Consider the following 22,536-nt stretch of genomic DNA (forward strand, 5'->3'; position numbering starts at 1 on the left):
ATTCAAATATAAAAACCTTTATTTTTTTTGCAAAAATATGTACGTACTCCATCAGTAGTACTGTGTGAGTTCAATAAATCATTAATTACTGTAGTTAGGAATTATCTTGTTAAGGTTTGCTTTTCTTTTTAAGAATCTAGACATCCGTCATCAATGCTTTTTACTCATTCTAGAACGTAACCGAGACAGAGAGACAGGAGTAATGCCTAAGAAGGAAGCCAAGTGTTTTTGCTGAACACGCTGCATTAAGCTAGGTTCTTCTCTAATCAACCACAAATACCGCTCTTCGGGACTACAGATTAGAAAAGTTTCTAATCGTTGAAGTACTTTTACAAGAAAATCTTGAATAAATTGATTGCGCATTTGATCTATTCTAGGATTAACAGTGGCCAACCGCTCTATATCTCGATAGTCAAAAACTAACATGGTTGTAGGTTCCAAAAACTCTACAATTTGGCGACTCGGTTCCTCGTAAAAAATAAGCTCATGGGTAGAAGCAATTTCTCCTTCTTTTGCAAAAATAACAGATACTTCTTCTCCTGAACTTTTAATGCTATACCCTCTTATCAGTCCTGTTTCTATGATACCAACCTTTTTGCGAGTGGCTCCAAGTTTGATAAACTGTTCTCCTGTTTGATAGCTTTTCATAACAGAAATGGCTTCAATTTCAGCAATATCATCTGCTTTTAAAAAGGGAAAATGACTAAAAAACTCTGTTATTTTGCTCATTTATACATTCAAAAGTCAATTAAACAATTTCGACCCATTCTGCTTGAGCCAAATTATACAAATCTTTGGGTACAAGTCCAACCAAGAGACCTCTAGTTCCTGCATTAATATACAACTTTTCTAAGTCTTTTGCTTCTTCTGAAATATAAACTGAATATTGTTTTTTCATGCCAATAGGTGAGCAACCGCCCCGAACATAACCAGTATGCTTTTGCAAATCTTTAACCGCAAGCATTGCTACTTTTTTATTTTGGCTTACAGCCGCCATCTTTTTTAAAGACAAAGAAGCATCGCCAGCTACTAAGGCAACAAAAACGCCTGTCTTGTCTCCTTTCAATACTAGAGTCTTATAAATATGCGTCAAGGTTAAGCCGTTATCTTCAGCTATTTTTTGTACGTTCAAATTCTCACTATCATAAGTATACTCTATTGTATCAAAAGTTACTTTTTTCTGCTGTAACAACCGTATTGCATTGGTCTTTTTCATTCTTATTTTGTATTTTTAATATCTAGCACAACCATTTATCAACTTGATGCATCTATTTTAATAGATTTCTACTTACAAAATAATGAATATGCTACAAAGGTTCCTTCTCTTTTACTTTATTTTAATTTTTGCTAGTACAAACACCTTTGCACAAGACGGAACGTGTGTATCGGGCAATTGTCAAAATGGCTACGGTCGATTTGAATGGCACAGCGGGGAAGAGTATATTGGGAATTTTAGCAATGGCAAAATGAATGGTTATGGTGTTTTTTATTGGCAAAACAAGCGCAAATTTATTGGGGGTTGGAAAAAAGGAAAAATGGATGGAGAAGGCATTCTTTTTTATGAAAATGGTCAAATAAAAAAAGGCATTTGGAAAGCCAATACTTTTGTTCGTTTGTTGCGCAACGACTTTTCTCTTTCTAGAGAAAATATTCAGCATGGTGAGCATGAATTGTTGCAAATGTTGGTTGATCGACCTGCTCTTGCTGATATTGTCCAAAAAGATGATCTTATTTGGCAATGGGTTCTTTATAAACTAGCTGGCGAAGATGTTCAATCTCCTATTTACTGGCAAGCAAACTCAAACAAAAACTTTCCTATTCCAACTGGTGTCAATGCTGTGCATGCTTATCCTACTCCCAAATCAGAAGGACGTGTTTGGGTGGCAGATGATATTACATCAGAGGAAATGTGGGCTGGTATTGTCTATGAATTGCACAACATCAAAAATGGTCCTGAGTTTCAAAAAATTGAACGAGATGCCAAATACTTTGCTTGTAGCAGAAAAGATTATATCATGCGCTATGCTCGTTTGGAATATAAAGCAGCCCAAGAAACAGCTATTTTTTATCGTACCATCTGGCTCCCCTATTGCCAAAGCAAAGGGATCAAACCGCAACCTCAACTTTGGTTTTATTACCTCCCTGATACCTTTGAAAAATGGGCGAAAGGCTTCAAAGATCCCAGTAGTTATCCTTGGCACCCTTACTCAGGTTATTACGATCAAATTGTAAAAGACGTTGTCAAAAACTACTAACATAATCTTTCGATTTACCTAATTGACATCTGCTTAAGATTTATCGACCACTACTCATAAACATGCGTTGCTGTTCGATTTCGCAAAGCATTAATCCACTGACCATACTGCACCCCATTCACTTCTTTTTGCATGGTTCCTGGCAATAAATTAAAGGTGTGGCTCGCATCATTAACATAAAATGTCTTCCAATTGGTATGTCGTGAAAAGACAGAGTCTCTCAAATAAATTAAAGCATTTTTATAATCTATAGCAGGCAAAGGTGCAGGAACAACTGTAGACTCGGCACAATTATTAACACCATAACCATAAAATTCTCGAATAACGATATCCTCCAACGCAGATATTAACCCAAACTGAACATTGGGATGTTTGTTGCTTAGATATTCATAGATCGATTTCATAGAAGTGCTGTATTGCCCAGAAGTATAATCTGCAAAATCATCAGGGATATGGGTATGAAAAATTCCTTGCCACAAATCATCCAAGCAGTCGGGTTGAACGTTTTGATCCATTAAAACAGGACCAGAATCGTCTAAAACAGTTGCTGTAGCATTCGGAAAAGCTTCTATCACTTGATTGGCATTGATTAATGTTCCATATCCACCAGCACTAGACCCTGTCAAAAATACTTCATCCAAACGAGTTCCAAAATACGTTTTTAAAGCCTCCAAAGCCAAAGTAATGTTATTATGTCCAACCATTTTTTGATCTTGGTGTACAATATTAACATATGAATTATAACTTGTTCCACTGTGTACATCTCCCGTACAATAAGGAATATAGATATAGTTCCAGTCTTTAAATGGGTTGTAAGAACTCCCTTTGTCAAAAATTCCAAACTGCAATCCTACTGTTTGCCAACTGTCAAAAGAGATTTGACCAAAAGCACTTGGATTCGCAACACAAGTAACCGCATTAAAACAGCCGCCGCCTCCCTCTAAATAAATAATGACCTTATTGGAATTGTTCTTTAGACGTACTCCAATCCCTGTATTGCTATTGTCACGACAAATCATTCCTGGAATGGGGATAAAATGCCAAGTTTCTTTTTCTGCGGCTTCTTCAAATTCTTCTTGCAATGTTTTTTCTTTCTCGCAACTAAGGGCAGTTAAAAATACTAAAGTGATTACAAATAGGTAGCGTAGCATTGGTATCATTTTGTGGTTCGATGTATTAATTTAGTAGTTCGTTAATTAGCTCCCTGCGGTCGTGAGATCGCTATCGCTTAGTTGTTTACTTTTTTACCAAAAAGATAAAAAATCACATTTATATTAGTTTGATAATCAAAGTTTTAACACAAAGCACAACAAAGGTGTAACTTGTTAATTATCAACTGCGCAGCACTCACGAAGTAAACTAATAAAGTTTACTTCGTGAGCGCTGCGCTTTTAGTTAGCTTCGCTGCTACTGCGTGGTTTCAACGAACTATTGTTAATTTAAAAACATTTTTTTAGGTATCTAGCGAGCAGCTTACTAAAAGCCATTACAAAACAACACTATAGGAATATTAAACTAAACCTTCTTATTTTTATTTTTTTTGGGAAGGGAAATTGTAAATAATTACTTGTGTCCGTGTTTATTCTAAGGCTCATTCCATCTACTTAAACGTCAGACCTTTATTTATATTGTACAAATCTCAAATAGGACTTCAATGAGTTTAAACGTAGGCAACCTATCCATCCTACAACTATCGTTTTGCATTGGTATAAATTTCAAAATTGCTCATCGAAAAAAAACTGTGATTCAACAAAAAATATCTTTAAAATGAAAATATCTTCATATTTTGAGTAAGAATTCGGGAAACCCTCACCTTAGGTCCCCATGTCATGGCTCAACATTTCGTTTTAATTCAATTATAACATACACCTAATGAAAAAACTATTTTTATTCCTTGCCCTATGGGCAATGCCAACGCTATTTTTTGCACAAAAAGGCAAAAAGTCTAAAAAGGAAGACAAGGAACAAACAGAGAAAAAAGACAAGGGACCTAATTTTAATGCCTTAAAATTCAGGTCGATTGGTCCAGCTTTTACATCTGGTCGAATCATCGACATTGCCGTTAATCCTAAAAAACATGCGGAGTATTATGTCGCTGTAGCTTCTGGAAATGTCTGGAAAACAACCAACGCAGGCACTACTTATGAGCCTATTTTTGAAAACTATGGCTCTTATTCTATCGGCTGTATTACCTTAGCCCCTAGCAACGAAAATATTGTTTGGGTTGGAACAGGAGAAAACAACAACCAACGTTCTGTGGCTTATGGAGATGGGGTTTATAAATCGGAAGATGGGGGGAAGTCTTGGAAAAATATGGGGCTTCAAAAAAGTGAGCATATTGGAATGATTCAAGTGCACCCACAAAATCCAAATATTGTTTATGTTGCTGCCTATGGACCTCTTTGGAGTGCAGGTGGAGAACGAGGTTTGTACAAAACAGAAGATGGAGGAAATACTTGGAAAGCTATTCTAGAAATTGACGAACATACTGGAATTAGTGAGGTGCACCTTGACCCAAGAGATCCGAATGTTTTGTATGCCGTTTCTCACCAACGCCGCCGTCATGTATTCACTTATTTGGGGGGTGGTCCTGGCTCTGGTATTCACAAATCAGAAGATGGAGGAAAGTCTTGGAAAAAATTAACCAGTGGTTTGCCTTCTGGTGATTTTCTAGGTAGAATTGGCTTAGCTATATCGCCTGCTAACCCAGATTATATTTATGCAATTGTTGAAGCTTCTAAGGGCAAGGGAGGTACGTATCGCTCGACAGATAGAGGTGCTAGCTGGACAAAAAGAGGAGGGTATAGCACTTCTGGTAATTATTATCAAGAAATCTATTGTGACTTAGAAAATGTAGACAAGGTCTATTCTATGAATACTTGGTTTCATCATTCATTAGATGGTGGAAAAACATTTAAAAGAACAGGAGAAAAACACAAACACGTTGACAACCACTGTATGTGGCAAGACCCGACCAATCTAGATCACTGGATTGTAGGTTGTGATGGAGGTATCTACGAAACTTGGAACCATGCCCAAGATTGGCAATTTAAAGCCAACCTTCCTGTCACACAATTTTATAAGGTGGCAGTAGATAATGCGACTCCTTTTTACAATATTTATGGCGGGACACAAGACAACAATTCCATGGGTGGTCCAAGCCGTACAACCAACTCAGCGGGAATTGTCAACGCAGATTGGTACATTACTAATGGTGGCGATGGTTTTGAATCCCAAATTGACCCTACCAATCCTGATATTGTTTATGCACAGGCACAATATGGTTGGTTGGTGCGTTACGACAAAAAGAGTGGCGAGCGTGTGGGAATCAAACCTAGACCAGGCGAGGGTGAACTAGCGTATCGTTGGAACTGGGACGCTCCTTTGTTGATTAGCCCACACAACCCTAAACGCTTGTATTTTGCTGCCAACAAAGTATTTATGAGTGAAACCCGTGGCGACGATTGGACCGTTATTTCTGATGATCTAACGCAAAAAATAGATAGAAACGCATTAAAAGTTATGGGGCGTGTTTGGTCGGCAGAGGCTGTTATGAAAAATAAGAGTACTTCTATTTATGGTAATATAGTTGCTTTGGACGAGTCGCCTTTGCAGGAAAATTTACTATACGTAGGCACAGATGATGGATTAATACAAGTTTCTGAAGATGCTAAAACATGGCGAAAAATTGACAAAGTAGGCGCAGTTCCTACCAATACTTATGTCAATGCATTGGTTGCTTCCCAGCATGACAAGCATACGGTTTATGCTATTTTTAATAATCATAAAAATGGCGATTTCAAACCCTATATTTACAAGAGTATTGATAAAGGCGCAACATGGACGGCTGTGCATGGGGATTTGCCCAAACGTGGTAGTGTATATGACATTGCCGAAGATCATGTTGATAAAAATCTTTTGTTTGCAGGAACGGAATTTGGTGTTTTTTATAGTAAAAACGGCGGCAAGAATTGGCATCAGCTAAAAGGAGGTTTGCCTACTATTGCCATTAGAGATATTGAAATTCAAAAACGGGAGAATGATTTGGTTTTGGCATCTTTTGGTCGTGGCTTCTATGTCTTGGACGATTATACTCCTTTGCGTAATTATAAAGATGAGGACAAAAATAAGTTGGCTACTTTATATCCCATTAAAGATGCTTGGATTTTTATTGAAAGAGCTCCCTTGGGCTTGACGGGCATCGCCTCTCAAGGAGAATCCTACTATGCTGCTAAAAACCCACCTGTTGGTGCTGTGTTTTCGTACTATTTCTCGGATACGACGCTAATGACGTTAAAAGAATCTCGCTACAAATATGAGGCGCAGTTGACAAAGGACAAAAAAGATATTCGTTACCCAACTTTAGAAGAATTTCATGCCGAGGATTGGGAACAAAAACCATTTGCTATTATGACAATTACCAATAAAGCGGGTGAGGTGGTTCGTAGAATCAAAACAACACCCCACGAAGGTATGAATCGTTTGGTTTGGGACTTCCGCTATGAGTCTTTGGTTCCTGTTCAATTAAAAGAATCAAAACCTGGTCGTTATAGCTCTGCTCCTAGTGGTGCCTTGGCGGCTCCTGGCGAATATTTTGCTCAACTGTCTAAAATTCAAGCAGGGAAAGTAACCGTTTTGACGGAAAAAGTTCCTTTTACCATTAAATCACTCAACAATGCTACGCTAAGTGCCCAAGACAAGGCGGCATTAACTGCTTTTGAGGTAAAATTAACTAAAATGCGTCGAGCAGGGCGCGCTGCTAGTTCTGTTTATAACACAATGGTCAATCGCATCGATCACTTACAAAAAGGTATCTTAGAAACGCCTAATGCTGACTTAAAATTATTAGAACAAGCAGAAAGCATCCGCATTCGACTAAAAGAAATGGGTGTTGAGTTATACGGTGATGGTAGTTTGAGTGGTCGAGATATTGAAGCAGAACCAAGTTTGTTGGAGCGCATGGAAAGTCCTATTTGGAATATGTGGGGAGCTACTTCCGCTCCTTCTCAAACTGCTCAAAAGAACTATACCTTGGTTGGTAAAATGTTTGAAAAGTTTTTGGTTGATTTAAATAATCTGCGAGGAGATATTAACAAATTGGAAGAGCAATTGAATGACTTGGGTGGTCCTTATACGCCTGGTAGGATTCAAATACCTGATTGGAAAATGGAATAATCCAACGCAAACACTCTAAAGCAATAGGGCAATTGGATATATCATTCCAATTGCCCTATTTTAATTACTTTTCGTAGTTCAATTATTTCTGTTGAAACCAACGCACCACAAAACCAGGGCTAACAGGACCTAGTTCAGGATAATCAAACCCTTTTCGAATCATGATTAACTGATTGGGCACTACTAGAAATACATAAGGATGTTCTGCCACAATCTCCTCTTGCAATTCGAGGTACAACTCTTTTCTATGCTGTTCATCCAAAGTGACTAAGATTTCATCAATCATTCGATCTGTTCTAGCGTTGCCAAAACCTACCCGATTTCCACCGCCATCAACATCCGAAGACGTGTGCCACACATTTTTTAAATCATCAGAACCCGGTGTATTGACCCAAGCTAAAGCGATAATATCGAAGTTTCTTTCATTGGCAGTTGCCAACAGATCCGCAAAATCAATGGGGTACAAATCCATCTTTATCCCAATCTCTGCCAAGCTAGTTTTTAGCATCTCGCCAATCGCTTTGCGAACCACATTTCCTTTGTTGTAGTTATATTTCAAACGCAACTTTACTTGCTTGCCATCAATTTTTTTATCTAAAATATCATCTCCATCAGAATCTTTCCAGCCCGCTTTTGCCAATAGTTCTTTTGCTTTATCCAGGTCATATGTCACACCTTTTATATTAATATTGTAGTGCATTCGATGGGGTGAAATTGGCGTTTTGGCTTTCATTGCAGCACCACCGAACAATTCATTAACAATTCTATCTTGGTCTACAGCACAAGCAATTGCCTCCCTTACCCTTTTGTCTGATAACTTTGGATTTCTAGAATTAAATGCCAAATAATGATACGCAAATTGAGAAGGATCGTGAAACTCTGTCATTTTCAAATAAGCCTCATCTTCCTTAGCTTCCTTAAAACGCTTCGGAGGAACATTTCTAATAATATCCAACTCCCCCTTTTCGAATTTAGAAAATGCCCATCCTATAGAGGAAATGATGTGGTAATTAATTTTGCTGGGATAAGCTTTTAAGTATTTATTATCCACTTGGTCACCCCACCAATCGTTTTTTCGCTCCAAGCTTATCAAATCCCCAGTGGACCATTCTACCAATCGATAAGGACCGCAACCAACAACAAAACCTTCTTCACTCGAATATTTGGCAGAATTAAAATCATCAGCAAATTCATTCACGGCTTCACTATATGCCTTTCGTTTATCATCCAATTCGGGAATTGAAATTCCACGCAATACTTTTTTAGCATCATAAACGTACTCTGGCAAAATGTGAAACGAGTTGCCACTAATTGCCTCCGCCATAAACATCACTTTTTTGGAATAAATGGTAAACTTTTTAGGATCAGAGGGGTCAACCTCTACGTCTACAATAAATTCTGCTCTCAAGCGTCTACCTCCACTTTCTACCTTCTGATGCTTTAATGCTTTGATTGTGAACAAATAGTCGTTCCCTGTCACTGGACTCCCATTGTCCCACACTGCTTTGGGGTGGATTTCATAGCTTAGAGACATTCCACCTTTATATTTCCCTTTATCTAGAGTTTTGATAATTGGTCTGCGAACTGCCAAAGCTGGTTCTAGCTGAAAACTTTCTCGATTGAACTCCAGTAAACGACAAAACAAATTATCCTCAATATTCTCCGCATTGGCGGCTTTTGAGGTCAGTGGGTTCAAACCATCGGGGTCACCTGATTCGTGAACATTGATGGTAAAGTCCTTTTGCCCCAAAATAGGAAAACAAAACAACGCAATTAAAAGGGTTATTACGTATTGCATTTAGTTAAAAATTTAGTTAGAAAATATCATATTAAGCTGCCAACAATGTGCCGACCAACTCTTTCCTTATAAGCATTCAAACTAGTTTTGAAACTCTTGTATGGAATAAGAGAAACATCGCACAAAGCAATCCAGCACTCTTTCTTTATCAAAGAAATATCCAAAAATTAAGAAAAAGCTTGCTTCACACAAAAATAAAAGATAAGTTCTTATTAATCAAGGATAAAAAATCAAAAAAAACTCCTTTACAGTAATCCCTATTTATTTTTAGAGCGTCAAACTTTGGCTACAGCTAAAAAAAAGCTGCTTGAATGAAAGGTCATTCAAGCAGCTTAGAATTTTATCTTAAAAGGCTTTACTATTTCTCAATTCCCAAAACCTTCAAACCATTTTCAGTAGCGATTTTCACTAAATTATCAACATCATAGTAATGACATGCTTCTAACATCACACGCATTTCTGTCCACAAATCAGCATCAGAGAACGGCTTGTAGATATCACAAATATTATCTGTACCAAAAGCAACGGTTAAACCAGCTGGAACCATCTCATCTACTGGAGTAATTGAGTTGTGGCTTACTTGCAAACGCTCTGTACGGTTGTGGTCGATCCATGCCGTAGGACAAGAAATAATGTGCATATCCGCCTCACGACACAACTCATATACTTTGTGACGATATTTTTTAGGATGTGCCGCCAAAGAAATACAGTGGATAGCCGAAACTTTTCCTTGCATACCATGCTCAATTGTTTTGCGTGCCAATTGCTCTGTTTCCTTTTCTTCGTCCGTATTAAACTGATCAACATGTACGTGTACCAACTTTCCATGCTCTTTAGCAGCAGACATTAAAATATCTAAATGCTCCTCTTCACGACCAAAATCTTTTGCTGGCAAACCACCCACAATGTCCACAAAGTCCAAAGACATATCAAACCAATAACGAGCCTTAGGATCAATTACTCCTTTTAGTACCTGACAAGCAAAACGCATTTCAATGTCTTTACCATAAGTTTCACGCAATTTGTGTGCAGCTTTGATCGCTTTGTCCTCTATCTTCTCATCTACATCTATAAATGTACCCATCGCCTGTGTGCCTTGCTCCAATAAAACTTCAGTAGCTTTACACATACGTCTATAAATATCATCTACGGTTGCTGCCTTTTTCATTTCATCAACCAAATGCCATTTCTCTTTTAAGTAAGAATAAGAATAATTAAAATTATCCTCATTTAACGTGTAAGCTCTGTCCAAATGTGCATGTGTGTTTACCCATCCACCATTGGCTTTGATTTTGTCAAGAATTAACTGTTTTGGATTCATTGTTCTATAGATTATATGAAATTATTTTTAATAGAATTGAACTATAATTGTGCCGCAAAGTTAAAATTTTGTTTTGTAAAAGCACGAAATTCAACAAGGGAAATAAATAATATTTTGCCAAGTCAAAGCTATTCTCTCAAAATCAAAAACTTTGCATTTTGTTCTTTTTTAATTATTCGCCTAACAAATTAGCTAAAGCAGTATCCATTTTATCAAAAGAAAACTCAGCGACAACAGCATTCATCATTGCCGTAATTTTGTCGTTACACAAGTTCCCCATACTACCTTCGTGCGTATGTTGCAAATCCATAATTGGTTCAAAATTTCCTGCTTCAATATCCAAACCAACTTGTTTGTAAGCATCTCTAAAAGAAGTTCCATTTAGTACCATGTCATTAACAACATCAACACTAAAAATATACTTGTACTTTTCATCGTGAATGGCACTGTCGTTCACAATAATATTTTCCAACATGTACTTACTGATGTACAAACAGCTTTTCATGTTTTCAAAAACAGGTAAGAAACTCTCTTTGATAATTTGTAAATCTCTATGGTATCCCGAAGCCAAGTTGGTGGTAATCATGGCAATTTCGATTGGCAGTGCAATCATTTTATTGCAACGTGCTCGAATTAACTCAAATACATCAGGGTTCTTTTTGTGTGGCATAATACTAGAACCTGTTGTTAAGTGATCAGGGAATTTTACAAAAGCAAAATTTTGGCTGTTGTACAAACAAATATCTTGCGCCAACTTGCTCAATGTGCTTGCTACAGAAGACAAAGCTTGCGCAACAGAGCGCTCTGTTTTTCCACGCCCCATTTGAGCATAAACCACATTGTAGTTCAAATCGTCAAACCCTAATAAGTTTGTCGTCATCGTACGATTTAGCGGGAATGAAGAACCATAACCAGCAGCAGACCCCAAAGGATTTTTATTTGTAATACGATACGCTGCCAACAATGTGTGCATGTCGTCTACCAAACTTTCTGCATATGCTCCAAACCACAATCCAAATGAAGAAGGCATGGCTACTTGATAGTGTGTGTATCCTGGGATTTTAATGTCCTTGTATTGATTACTTAACGTAATCAACTGTTCAAATAAAGGGACAATCAATTCTACTACTTCACGCAACTCCGTACGAGTAAACAACTTTAAATCCACCAAAACTTGATCATTTCTAGAACGACCACTGTGAATTTTTTTACCCACATCGCCCAACCGTTGTGTCAAAATCAACTCCACCTGAGAATGTACATCTTCTACCCCATCCTCGATTTCAAAATTTCCAGCTAAAACTTCCTTATAAAGTCCTCTCAATTCCTTTACCAACGCATCCAACTCTTCTTTTGTCAACAAATCAATACTTTCAAGCATTGTAATATGCGCCAAAGTACCTGTAATGTCATGTTTTGCTAACAAAACATCCAATTCACGATCTTTTCCTACTGTGAATCGTTCAATTTCTTTGTTAATAGCTCCTTCTTTTTGCCAAAGTTTCATGCCTACTAAGTTTATCTTTTTTGAATAAGGTTCGAAATTGACCGCAAAGCTAACGCATTCAATCCAAATAACCAAGTAAGCAAATTTGAAGATTTATTTTTTCTTGTTTTAATGAACGATTCTTGTATACTCTCTCCGCAGCAACTTAAGTTGCTTTTGAACCAACTTCTGGACAGCCTAATTCCCAATAACTGCTATTGTTGCTTTTATTTTTTTTACAAGGACGCTCATCTCTTGCAAAAGCACTAGAAATAAATTATTTTTAAACCATGAGTTTTACAAAACAAGAAATCACACAACTAAGCAACCTCCTATTATCACCTGAAGATACCAATAAAAGTATTGCTTTAGGTCTCATTCAAAACAGTCCACAAGTTGTCAATCAATTACAAATTCCTTTGACAATTGTCGCTTATTTATCCAATGACAACCAAGCGCATATAGAAGGCTTGGCACACGATTTACTGATTCAAAATTTGCCCGAAGCTTGTGTTAGAGATTTACAAGATCAAATCTTAATTCTGAATTATGCTCAATACAAGTTTAAAGTTGTTGAAGGTTGGAACACCTATAAAAATCCACTTCGTTTGCTGTTAGAACTACATGAAAATGCGATAGAGAAGTATATGCCCTTTTTTCGTATCAATCCAGCTCCTTATGCTAAGATATACACACTTTTGGCCAATAGAATTAAAAATGAGTGGAATAATTATCAGAAAGTGCTCTTTTTTTATGAAAAGGCAATGGAACTAGATCCTGACAACACGCAAGCTTCTTTTGGTTTTGCTTCTATTGTACACACACACTATATCAAAAAAGGACAACGCTTGGAAGATGTTGATCGAGTGCTTAACTATTACATTCGTTCTTATAAAACACCTCGGAATATCGTTTCATATAGAAATGCGGCTTTATTGTGTCAAGATATTGGCGCTATTCAACGGGCGGTTCATTATTATGAAGAAGGTTTAAAACTCTGTCCTGATGATACTATTTTGCTTAATAATTATGCGAATCTTTTGATGCACCCGATTCGAGATTATCACAAAGCGCAAGCGTTTGCAGCTAGAGGGCTTGATATTCTGCCACATGATCCGAGTTTGTTGGATACGATGGCTAATATTCAAATGTACGGTTTTAGAAACTACGAAAAGGCAGAACAACTTTTTTTTAAAGTCATTCAAAAAGGAGACGAACACCACTATTCTTTTACAGGATTAGGAGACCTTTATCTTAGAATGCAAGATTATGACAAGGCAGAAAAATATTATTTAAAAGGCTTGCACAACGGACTCCAATATACTTCTAGAGAAATTCATGAAATTATATTAAAGTTAAAAAAGATTGTCCGTTTCTATGCCCACTATTTAAACGATTCTTTGAGAGCAGAACATTATTATCACAAATTAGTGCGACTAAAAAACAAAACACATTAAGTCACGGTAAAACAAACCTCCATTTTGAATAACGCTACAAAACGAATTTGATGCTTACACCTCTGTGAGCCTTGTCAAGAAATCTAAGCATCAAATTCGATTAGTTTTTCTTGTTTATTTTTGCGGATAAGGCGGCTTCTGCGGCATCAAACTTCTCTTGAGTTACCCTAAGTTTTTCTTTGATGTCATAAATTTCTCGTGTATTCTCTATAGTACTTTCGCTCTGATTTTCTTTGAGTCTCTTGACCCAATTTTCGATAGCTTCCACCAAGTTTTGAGATAAGACAGCCACTTCTAAAGCATATGATTGATACCTTATTGAGGGAACAATTTCCGTTACATTTTTTAATTTTTTGATGGCTGCTTCATTGCTTTCTCTAGCCATTTCGTACATTCGGTCTAATTCTACAAAATTAACTTCATAAGTATAATTGCCACCAGTGAGAATTGCTATATCCTCATCAAACTGTTTGATGTACTTTTCATAAGAAGTATCCTCCCGTTTAATAATGTTCTCAATTTTCTTTTTGTAAGCAATCAATGCTTCTTCGGTAGGCTCTCCTTTCGAGTTGGTATCATCAATTTTAGTATTTTCATTACCACAAGCCACCAAAAATAGGATGAGCGCCGAACAGATAATTTGTAATTTCATAACTTCTTATTTATTAACACTTCGTGGATTCATAAAAACATAAAAAGCCACGAAATACTGTGTGTTACTGTATTATTTTAGCGAGTTGTTTTTTGTGCAGCATTCTTATTAATAGTAGTTCGTTGATTAGCTCCCTGCGGTCGTGAGATCGCTATCGCTTAGTTGTTTACTTTTTTACCAAAAAGACAAAAAATAACATTTATATTAGTTTAGCTTCGCTGCTACTTCGTGGTACTTCGTGAGTGCTGCGCAGTTGATAATCAAAATTTTAACACAAAACAAAACAAGGGAACAACTTGCTAATTATCAAGCTAATAAAGTTTAGCTGCGCTGCTACTGCGTGGTTTCAACGAACTATTGTATTAAAAAAAATAGGAGTTATCCCCTAAAGAACAACTCCTAATATCATTGAACGCTTATTTTCTTAGCGTGTAATTTGCAATAACTCCAAATCAAAAATCAAAGTAGCATTTCCAGGAATATCATTTCCTGCTCCTCTTGCCCCATAACCTAGGTTAGAAGGAATGTACAATCTCCATTTAGAACCAACAGGCATAATTTGTAAAGCTTCTTGCCATCCTTTGATCAAACCGTTAACAGGGAAAGTAGCTGGTTGTCCTCTTTTGTAAGAAGAATCAAAGATTTTACCTGTCAACAATTTACCTTCGTAGTGAGCAACTACTTTTTCGTGAATTTTAGGGATAGCACCATCACCTTCCGCCAAAATCTCATATTGTAAGCCCGAAGCAGTTGTAACAACACCTTCACGAGCACCATTTTCAGCCATAAAATTAGCTTCTTCTTCACCAGCTTTCATGGCCATTTTAGCAGCTGACTCTTGTAGAAACATTTGAGCTGTATAGTTTGCTTCTTCCTCTGTCATTTCCAACTCTCCACCTTTCAATACATCCACAAGACCTTTACCCAATGCATCAAAATCCAAACCTTCCACATCTACTTGCCCTACTAAATTATTTCCCAACAAAATTCCTAAACTATAACTTTGCTCTCTCATTATTGTCTTTTTTTAAAATTTATAATTTGTAATATCTACAAGTCACAAAGGTAAAAATATTAATTTATAATCAAAAATATAGCCTCTGAACTGTCGCCAATAAGTATAAAATGCCGCTTAGACATTAGAATAAACTAGTTTATTTTAATCAACTCAACGTCGAAAATTAAAGTTGAGCCAGGACCTATGGTTGCTCCCATCGCTCTATTGCCATAAGCTAATTTGGCTGGAATAAAAAATCGATACTTTGCCCCTACAGGCATCAAAGGAATTCCTGCTTGCCAACCTTCTATAACACCATTTAATGGGAAAGTAGCTGGTTCGCCACGCTCCACAGAGCTGTCAAATACAGTTCCGTCAATCAATGTACCATGATAATGTGTTGTAACTTTATCTTGTAAAGTAGCTCGAATCTCATCTTTTGCTCCTTCTTTTAGAACCATATACTGCATCCCATTTTCCATCTGAACAACACCCTCTTTTTTGGCATTTTCTGCCATAAATTTCTCACCAGCAGCAATATTAGCCATCGCTTCGGCTTGTTGTTCTGTTTCCATACGCTCTTTAAACGCTTGTTGCTTAGGTTCAAAGTAAGTCTTCAAAAAACCATTCATTTCTTCATCTGAAAACTGAGAATCTTCTCCTTTTAGTGCCGTAGAGTATCCTACTCCCACAGCATTAAAATCAAATTCCGTAGAAATAGCTCCAATTTGTGTAGCAATTCCTGCCGCAGAAGAAAAACCAATTCCAAAAGCAATTTTCTTAGCCGCTTCTACATCTTTGGTTGGCTCTCCTGCTTCCATTCTTGCTTTCAACAAACTTTCTACAACGGCTACATCTTGTTGCGCTGCATCAAATCCTTTGGCAAAACCTTGCACAAATTGATTGGGACTTTTTTCGTCTGCACTAAAGTTAACTCTCTCAAGGCTTTTCCCAATCATGTAACCATAAGAGTAACTCATTTTACTTTTGGCGTTGCTGGTTGCAGGGTCTTCTTCTTTGATATCAATCAATTCAACATCAAAAATCAACACAGAATTAGGAGGTATAGAAGCAGGACTATTTTCACCATAGCCCAAAGCAGCAGGAACAAACAAGCGGTAACGGCTTCCTTTTTTCATCAATTGAATACCTTCTTGCCAGCCTTGAATTACAGCATTTAGAGGGAATACAGCAGGCTGACCTCTTTCAATAGAACTGTCGAATACTCGTCCGTCCATTAATGTTCCTGTATAATGTGTAACAACCTGACTCTTTAAGGTTGGGTATTCTCCTTCACCTTCTTTGATCACTTGATATTGCAAGCCTGAAGCGGTTGTCTGAATATTTTCCTTTTTAGCATTTTCTTCCAAAAACTTTTGTCCCAATGCCAAATTTTGAGCCGCTTCTTCTTTTCTTTTTGCCAACATCTTTTCTTGCATGGCAGTTTGTTTCTCTTGAAAATAAGCATTCAACTTATCATTCCTTTCCGTTTCTGTAAACTTAGAATCCTTGCCCTTTGTGAAATCCATGTACCCTTTTTTGATGCAGCCATAATGAAAATCTGAGCTAGGTAGTTCTAACATAACCATCATATTCGCAATGGCATTATATCCTAAGTGATAAGCCGTTTTTTTTCCCTCTTCTTCTGTTTTAGCGGGTGTTTCGCTGTTTAATCGTTCCTCTAAGTGGCGATTGGTTTCTGCTAACTTAGCAGTATCTGCTTTCAAACCGTCTTTCAATCCTTTTAGCACTTCCTTTGCTGCCATTTCATTCGCTTCAAAGCTTGATTTTTCTTTTAAATCTTTGGCAAAGCTATATCCATAAGAGTAGCTAAATTCTTTGATAAGAACTGCTGGACTTGGCTTTTTAGTTGTTTGTTTCGTAGAATCCGCCTTCGGTTCTTGGGCTAATAAACTTCCCACTAAACCAAGGATAAAAAAGCCAATCCATCCCAATTTATTCTTCATATTCTGTGTATTGTTTTATTAGGCAGCCTTTTTTAATACAATAATAAATTAGCTGCTTATTTTCTGATAAGTGTTTCTATTGTTTAATACTCCGTTAGTTGTTTAGAGGTTATCTAAAACTAAGTAGCTCTACTTCAAAAATGAGTGTAGAACCAGGAGGAATAGCAGGCGAAGGAGAGCGCATTCCATAAGCTAATTCTTGTGGAATGTAAAAACGGTATTTTGCCCCCAAAGACATCAATGGAATTCCTTCTTGCCAGCCTTTGATCACACCATTTAATGGAAACTCTATTGGTTCTCCTCGCTCTACAGAACTATCGAATACAGTTCCATCAATTAAGGTTCCATGATAATGAGTTTTCACTTTTGAAGACAACACAGGTTGATCACCACTCCCCTCTACAAGCACTTCATATTGCAGTCCAGAAGCAGTTGTCACCACATTCTCCCTTTGAGCATTTTTTTTCAAAAACTGTTGTCCGTCAACAATTGCCTTCGCCGCAGCCTCTTTTTGGCGTTGCATACTTTTCGACATCCACATACCAACAATGACAATCAAAACAACGACAACACCAACTACCAATACTTTATTCATAATAATTTTATTTCTATTATTTCCTTTTTTTACAACGAACACTGCCAAAAAAATTACCAACCGAACCTAAATAGTTCGATTGGCAATGTTAACTATGTAAAAAGATTTACTTAGGATTAATCTCAAATAATTCTACGTCAAAAATCAGAGTAGAACCACCCTTTATCTTTGCCCCTGCACCTTGATTGCCATATGCTAAATTAGCAGGGATAAACAAACGGTACTTTGCTCCAGGAGACATCAATGGAATGCCTTCTTGCCAACCTCTAATCACCTGATTAACACCAAAAACTGCTGGCGTACCACGATCTACAGAACTATCAAATACAGTTCCATCAATCAGGGTTCCATGATAATGAACTTTGACACGATCAGTCAAGCTAGGCTTAGGACCATCTCCTTTTACAATTACTAAATACTGCAAACCACTTGGCAAGGTAACCACTCCTTCTTTTTTTCCATTTTCTTCCAAGAACGCTTTTCCTTCTGCTAAATTTTTCTCAAGTGCTGCTTTGGCAGGATCTACTGTAATATCTAATAATTCCACTTCAAAAATCAAGGTGGCACCTGCTGGAATTTTTGGAGACGGAGATTGTAAGCCATATGCCAATTCTTGAGGAATGTAAAAACGATATTTGGCTCCTACAGACATCAACGGAATGCCTTCTTGCCAACCTTTTATCACACCACTTAACGGAAATTCTATTGGTTCGCCACGATCTACAGAACTATCAAAAACACTTCCATCAATCAAAGTTCCGTGATAGTGTGTCTTTACTTTATCAGTCGCTTTGGGTTTAGGTCCTGTTGCTGGTTTGATAACTTCATACTGCATACCATTTGCCATTGTAATAACCCCTTCTTTTTTGGCATTTTCTACCATAAATTTCTTACCAGCCTCAATATTCTCGGCAGCCTCAGCTTCTTTTTTAGCTTTTAATTTGGTTTGATATTCCTTGTTTTTAGGCTCAAAATAGGCTTGCAATACAGCATTCATTTCTTCTTCACTCATTTTTAAAGTTTCACCTGCCTCTGCTGCTACAAATGCTTTTTTCATAACTTTAAAATCAAAATCAGATAGAGGAATGTCTACTTCAGTAGCCAAACCTCCGATAGCACTTAATCCTAAATTAAAGGCAATCTCTCCAGCTGCTTTGTCATCAGCAGATACTGTTTTCGTTTGCATCCTTAATTGTAAGACACTTTGTGCCTTTTGAAAAGCTTCTTTATTACCTTTCGTTCCTTCTTTTATTCCTTCAATAAATTTATCTGGATTTTTTTCTGCTTCGCTCAAGCCCATTCTAGTTATACCTTTAGAAATCATAGCTCCATAAGCATAACTACGATTTTCTACGGCTTCTTTTTTATTTTCTTTAGGAGCTTCCTGTGCAAATAAACCTGTTGTCAAAAACAAGAACGCTGAAAAGCATACCATCCAGTATGATGTTTTCATAATCATTACTATTGTTAAGTTTTAATAATTAATAGGATAATTGGTAATTCCTCTACTATTTTTCAGAGGATAAAAATACATATTCGTAACACAACTAACGAAAACAATGCCATCTATCTTTGAAATTGTCTGGTAATAGACAAAAAAACAGAGCAAAACAGGACTGCTTTGCTCTATTTAAATAAATGTTAACACTTCTTCTAAATATATTGCAACCAAAGTTTTTAGGACTTCTTATCACATTCCATTTAGAAAAAATTTTATTCCTTAATAACTTTATTATAAAGAAGATTATCTCCAGACTTAAATAGAATAATATACATTCCATTCGGTTGGTCACTTAGATTAATATCGACTTTCTCTGTAGAATTTTTCAACGATTCAAAAATCACTTTTCCTGTTAAATCAATGACTTGCAAAGAGTAATATTCATCTATATCATCAAGATCTACCTCTACGGTAAAATGACCGTCACTAGGATTAGGATATGTCTTGATACCTAAATCTGCTGATTCTTTGATTTCAAGTGCTTCTTGAGGACTCGCTCCATTTGAGTTGTCTAGTCGTTTAAAGCTATTTCCTGGTTTGTCACAACGATGAATAAATGCATGAAAAACAGAATTTGGTTTCGCTTTAAAACCTGGCTTCAAATGCACAAAAGAACCTGCCCGATAACGAACATCTAGTGTTGGGCTTACGACTGCCGTAGAATTAATATGATAGATAGCCTCTAAATATTCATCAGAAGTATATACACCACTTTCATTAAAACTTAAATCATCAGGACAATGCAATTCATGTTCCCATACTCCTCTTCCTACAAAACTCATGCGTATTCGATTAATATCATAGGCAATTTCCATACCTGAGGCTCTAACATAAGGAAGGTTGGTTCCAAATCGTTGCCAATAATCTCCTGATGCAATCAAATTGTTATTGATATAAAAAGCTCCCACTCTAGTCGCAAAATACATTCCTCCATTGGAGCCTTGCTCAATAGATAGCACCTCATGAGATGTGTTGCTTCCTTGGCTACTAGTAGGCGGCAAATTAAACGTGTAATCGGTACAATTCGCACCTGTACTACAATTTACTAAAGCAGGATTGGTATAATCCATCTTAAAAAGAATCTTTTCACCACAACCATTGTTATTAAAAACAGGACCACTACTCAACCCTGTTGTATATACAACATAGACAATTTCAGGGTTTTCGGGATCGACTTCTATATCCGCAATCCAAGAATTGACCAAAGGAATGGGAAGCTGTTCCCAAGAATTAATAATAGTAGTAGCATCTTCGTTTATTTGTTTGGTTCTAAACAATCTCCAAACACTTGGACTATTTGCTGGCTGTTCTAAAATTGTAACATACAGATAATTATCATTACTTCGTGCTTCTTCTATTTCTGTAACGTGCCACCCAGGTGTAATGCCTGCCAAATCTGGATGACTGTGAAAATCTGTAATAGGATGATAGGTGTCGCCATGATCAAATGAGCGTCTGATATTGGCTCCTGAAATACCTGAAACAGTATTTCGATAAGCCCCAAAAATCGTCTTAGGATCATGTGCATGCTGTCCCATACTGGCCGTCCAGCCAGAACCACTTGCTTGATAACTAAACGTATTTGCTGCACCTCCATCATCTGAATAAGCCTGTTTACCACCTTGAGTATTCACCCAAACATGCTTAGAATCTGTTCGATCTACCATAGGTGTTACGCCATCGCCTCCATAAACATGGTGCCACTCTGGATCCCAACCATTGTAATGCCCTGTCGTGGTAATAGATGAACCATCATGATAAGTTGCAATAACCAGTTTAGAAGCATCGGTTCGAGCAGTCATCATATCCATTATTTCTGCTACTCCAAGCCCATCCGTTTTGGTTTCCCAATTCACTCCTTTATTAAGTGACCTCGCGACCCCACCATGATTACACATCCAAACTTCGTTTGGATTGGTTGGATGACTGACAAAATCCTCTAAGTCTACATGGTACTCGAATTTATTAGCACTACCAGAGGTATAAGTACTAACACTTCCATTATCATATACTTTGTAACGATCTCCATTAGAATAATAAATTAAGTTTTCATCAAAAGGAGAAATTCCAAAGGTATGCCCAGAACCAAAATTAATAGTTGAACTTGGAGTTAATGTTGTCCAAATATTTGTATTAACATTATATCTATGAATCCCATAAGGAGGCGCTCCCGCATACAAAAGTGTCACAATATCTCTATTTGCCTTCGTCATTTCAATCGTTAAATGAACTAGGTTATCAATACTAGACGGTGTTACGACTTCAGACCATGTTGCTCCACCATCATTAGATTTCATTAGCCTCCAAACATATTTTTTTATTAGCTCTCCGCTAACTGTTTTTGTTCCATAAAAACGCACACTAGCATATAAATCCTGTATAGAACTTCCTGGACTAGAGGGATTGATTGGTCTAAATTCTAAATCGTGAACTCGATGATCTAGACCTGAAAAATCAAACGTAGGATACGCACTTGTTACAGAAACTGGGGCAGTAATATTCAAACGTGTCCAAGTCACACTTGCCGATAAAACATTCGTACTTTTGTACAATCCATACTGTGTATTGGTGTAAGCAATATTGGGGTCAATTAGATCGAATTTCACGCCAAACAAAGCATTATACAACCAGTTTAACTGCAATTGACTTCCTATTCTTTCCCAAGTAGCTCCTTGATCTACTGTTCGATAAATCCCCCCTGTATACCCTATTACTCCCCCTTCTCCGTTATTATTATCGACAGAAGTCGCCAACCAAATATTGGGATTAGAAGGATGAATATCCGCAGAACTACACCCTGGTTGTGGCCACTTGTCACTTCCCGATTGCAACCAATCATTTCCACCATTGGTAGAGTAAAACAAACCTCCAGAAAGTGAAGCCACTAACATTACTAGTGGATTAGAAGGTGCAAAAATCAATTGTTCGGTTGGTCCAATTCCATCCGCTGTTCCTCCATTAGAGGGATCTTCAAAGGGACCTACAGGTTGTTCGGTTGGTCCAATTTCTAACCAAGGGTTGGAGTTAATGACATTGGGATTACAATTGGGATTCGTTTGGAACATTTTTTTCTCATATTCAAAATATTGCCTAAAACTACCGTGTGTTGCCACTCTAGGTTCCCATTTTTCTTTCCATCGTTGAAATCGATTGTACTCACTCCCCTCACCCTCTAATTGTCTAGGTGGTAGTCCTGCAAAATATCGCTCTTTCTCTTCTACAATTTCAAAATACGTCTTGGTTCTCATATCATCTACTGAGACAACCTGTGCCGAAGCAAACCATGGAGTGACACAGCATAGAAGCAAGACAGCTTTTTTTAATATATCCAT

General features: G+C 37.2%; 15 protein-coding genes. 3 read left to right on the forward strand and 12 right to left on the reverse strand.

Going from position 1 to position 22,536, the window contains the following annotated elements; all coding sequences use genetic code 11:
- Window positions 1-150: 150 nt before the first annotated feature.
- Together CG11_RS21255 and ybaK are read right to left on the reverse strand one after the other, a co-directional pair.
- On the reverse strand, window positions 151-729 hold the full coding sequence (locus CG11_RS21255) for a Crp/Fnr family transcriptional regulator (protein ID WP_052598861.1): 579 nt from the start codon (window positions 727-729) through the stop codon (window positions 151-153).
- A gap of 19 nt (window positions 730-748) precedes the next feature.
- A complete protein-coding gene (ybaK, locus tag CG11_RS21260) occupies window positions 749-1,216 on the reverse strand; it encodes a Cys-tRNA(Pro) deacylase (RefSeq protein ID WP_052598862.1) in 468 nt (155 codons plus the stop codon).
- Between the two features lie 88 nt (window positions 1,217-1,304).
- Between ybaK and CG11_RS21265 the strand changes: the two genes are divergently transcribed.
- Entirely contained in the window at window positions 1,305-2,255 is a 951-nt protein-coding gene (locus tag CG11_RS21265) for a hypothetical protein (protein ID WP_197043903.1), read from the forward strand.
- Between the two features lie 50 nt (window positions 2,256-2,305).
- Here the strand turns inward: CG11_RS21265 and CG11_RS21270 are convergent, their stop codons facing one another.
- A complete protein-coding gene (locus tag CG11_RS21270) occupies window positions 2,306-3,406 on the reverse strand; it encodes a pectin acetylesterase-family hydrolase (RefSeq protein ID WP_052598864.1) in 1,101 nt (366 codons plus the stop codon).
- 721 nt (window positions 3,407-4,127) lie between these two features.
- On the opposite strand from CG11_RS21270, the gene CG11_RS21275 reads away from it, so the two are divergent.
- On the forward strand, window positions 4,128-7,430 hold the full coding sequence (locus CG11_RS21275; RefSeq protein WP_052598865.1) for a glycosyl hydrolase: 3,303 nt from the start codon (window positions 4,128-4,130) through the stop codon (window positions 7,428-7,430).
- A gap of 82 nt (window positions 7,431-7,512) precedes the next feature.
- Here CG11_RS21275 and CG11_RS21280 read toward each other — a convergent pair whose 3' ends face one another.
- The 3 genes from CG11_RS21280 to argH all read right to left on the reverse strand — a co-directional run bounded on the left by CG11_RS21280 (window position 7,513) and on the right by argH (window position 12,056).
- Window positions 7,513-9,228, reverse strand: a complete 1,716-nt coding sequence (locus CG11_RS21280) for an ABC transporter substrate-binding protein (protein WP_052598866.1) — start codon at window positions 9,226-9,228, stop codon at window positions 7,513-7,515.
- 358 nt (window positions 9,229-9,586) lie between these two features.
- Window positions 9,587-10,549, reverse strand: a complete 963-nt coding sequence (locus tag CG11_RS21285; RefSeq protein WP_052598867.1) for an amidohydrolase family protein — start codon at window positions 10,547-10,549, stop codon at window positions 9,587-9,589.
- 172 nt (window positions 10,550-10,721) lie between these two features.
- Window positions 10,722-12,056, reverse strand: coding sequence for an argininosuccinate lyase (gene argH, locus CG11_RS21290; RefSeq protein ID WP_052598868.1), 1,335 nt, complete (start codon window positions 12,054-12,056; stop codon window positions 10,722-10,724).
- 269 nt (window positions 12,057-12,325) lie between these two features.
- On the opposite strand from argH, the gene CG11_RS21295 reads away from it, so the two are divergent.
- Window positions 12,326-13,492 (forward strand): lipopolysaccharide assembly protein LapB, encoded by a 1,167-nt coding sequence (locus CG11_RS21295; RefSeq protein WP_052598869.1) that lies wholly within the window; start codon window positions 12,326-12,328, stop codon window positions 13,490-13,492.
- 100 nt (window positions 13,493-13,592) lie between these two features.
- Here the strand turns inward: CG11_RS21295 and CG11_RS21300 are convergent, their stop codons facing one another.
- The 6 genes from CG11_RS21300 to CG11_RS21325 form a co-directional block, all read right to left on the reverse strand.
- On the reverse strand, window positions 13,593-14,144 hold the full coding sequence (locus tag CG11_RS21300) for a hypothetical protein (protein WP_052598870.1): 552 nt from the start codon (window positions 14,142-14,144) through the stop codon (window positions 13,593-13,595).
- Between the two features lie 424 nt (window positions 14,145-14,568).
- Window positions 14,569-15,159, reverse strand: coding sequence for an FKBP-type peptidyl-prolyl cis-trans isomerase (locus tag CG11_RS21305; RefSeq protein ID WP_052598871.1), 591 nt, complete (start codon window positions 15,157-15,159; stop codon window positions 14,569-14,571).
- Window positions 15,160-15,293: 134 nt separating this feature from the next.
- Complete coding sequence (locus tag CG11_RS31015; RefSeq protein WP_052598872.1) at window positions 15,294-17,108, reverse strand: FKBP-type peptidyl-prolyl cis-trans isomerase; 1,815 nt, start codon at window positions 17,106-17,108, stop codon at window positions 15,294-15,296.
- 109 nt (window positions 17,109-17,217) lie between these two features.
- Window positions 17,218-17,703, reverse strand: a complete 486-nt coding sequence (locus CG11_RS21315; protein ID WP_052598873.1) for an FKBP-type peptidyl-prolyl cis-trans isomerase — start codon at window positions 17,701-17,703, stop codon at window positions 17,218-17,220.
- Between the two features lie 106 nt (window positions 17,704-17,809).
- Window positions 17,810-19,162: an FKBP-type peptidyl-prolyl cis-trans isomerase gene (locus CG11_RS31020; RefSeq protein ID WP_052598874.1), complete on the reverse strand. Its 1,353-nt coding sequence runs from the start codon at window positions 19,160-19,162 to the stop codon at window positions 17,810-17,812.
- A gap of 254 nt (window positions 19,163-19,416) precedes the next feature.
- Complete coding sequence (locus CG11_RS21325) at window positions 19,417-22,536, reverse strand: T9SS type A sorting domain-containing protein (protein WP_052598875.1); 3,120 nt, start codon at window positions 22,534-22,536, stop codon at window positions 19,417-19,419.

Origin of the sequence: Aureispira sp. CCB-QB1 (assembly GCF_000724545.1) — a bacterium.
GTDB lineage: Bacteria > Bacteroidota > Bacteroidia > Chitinophagales > Saprospiraceae > Aureispira.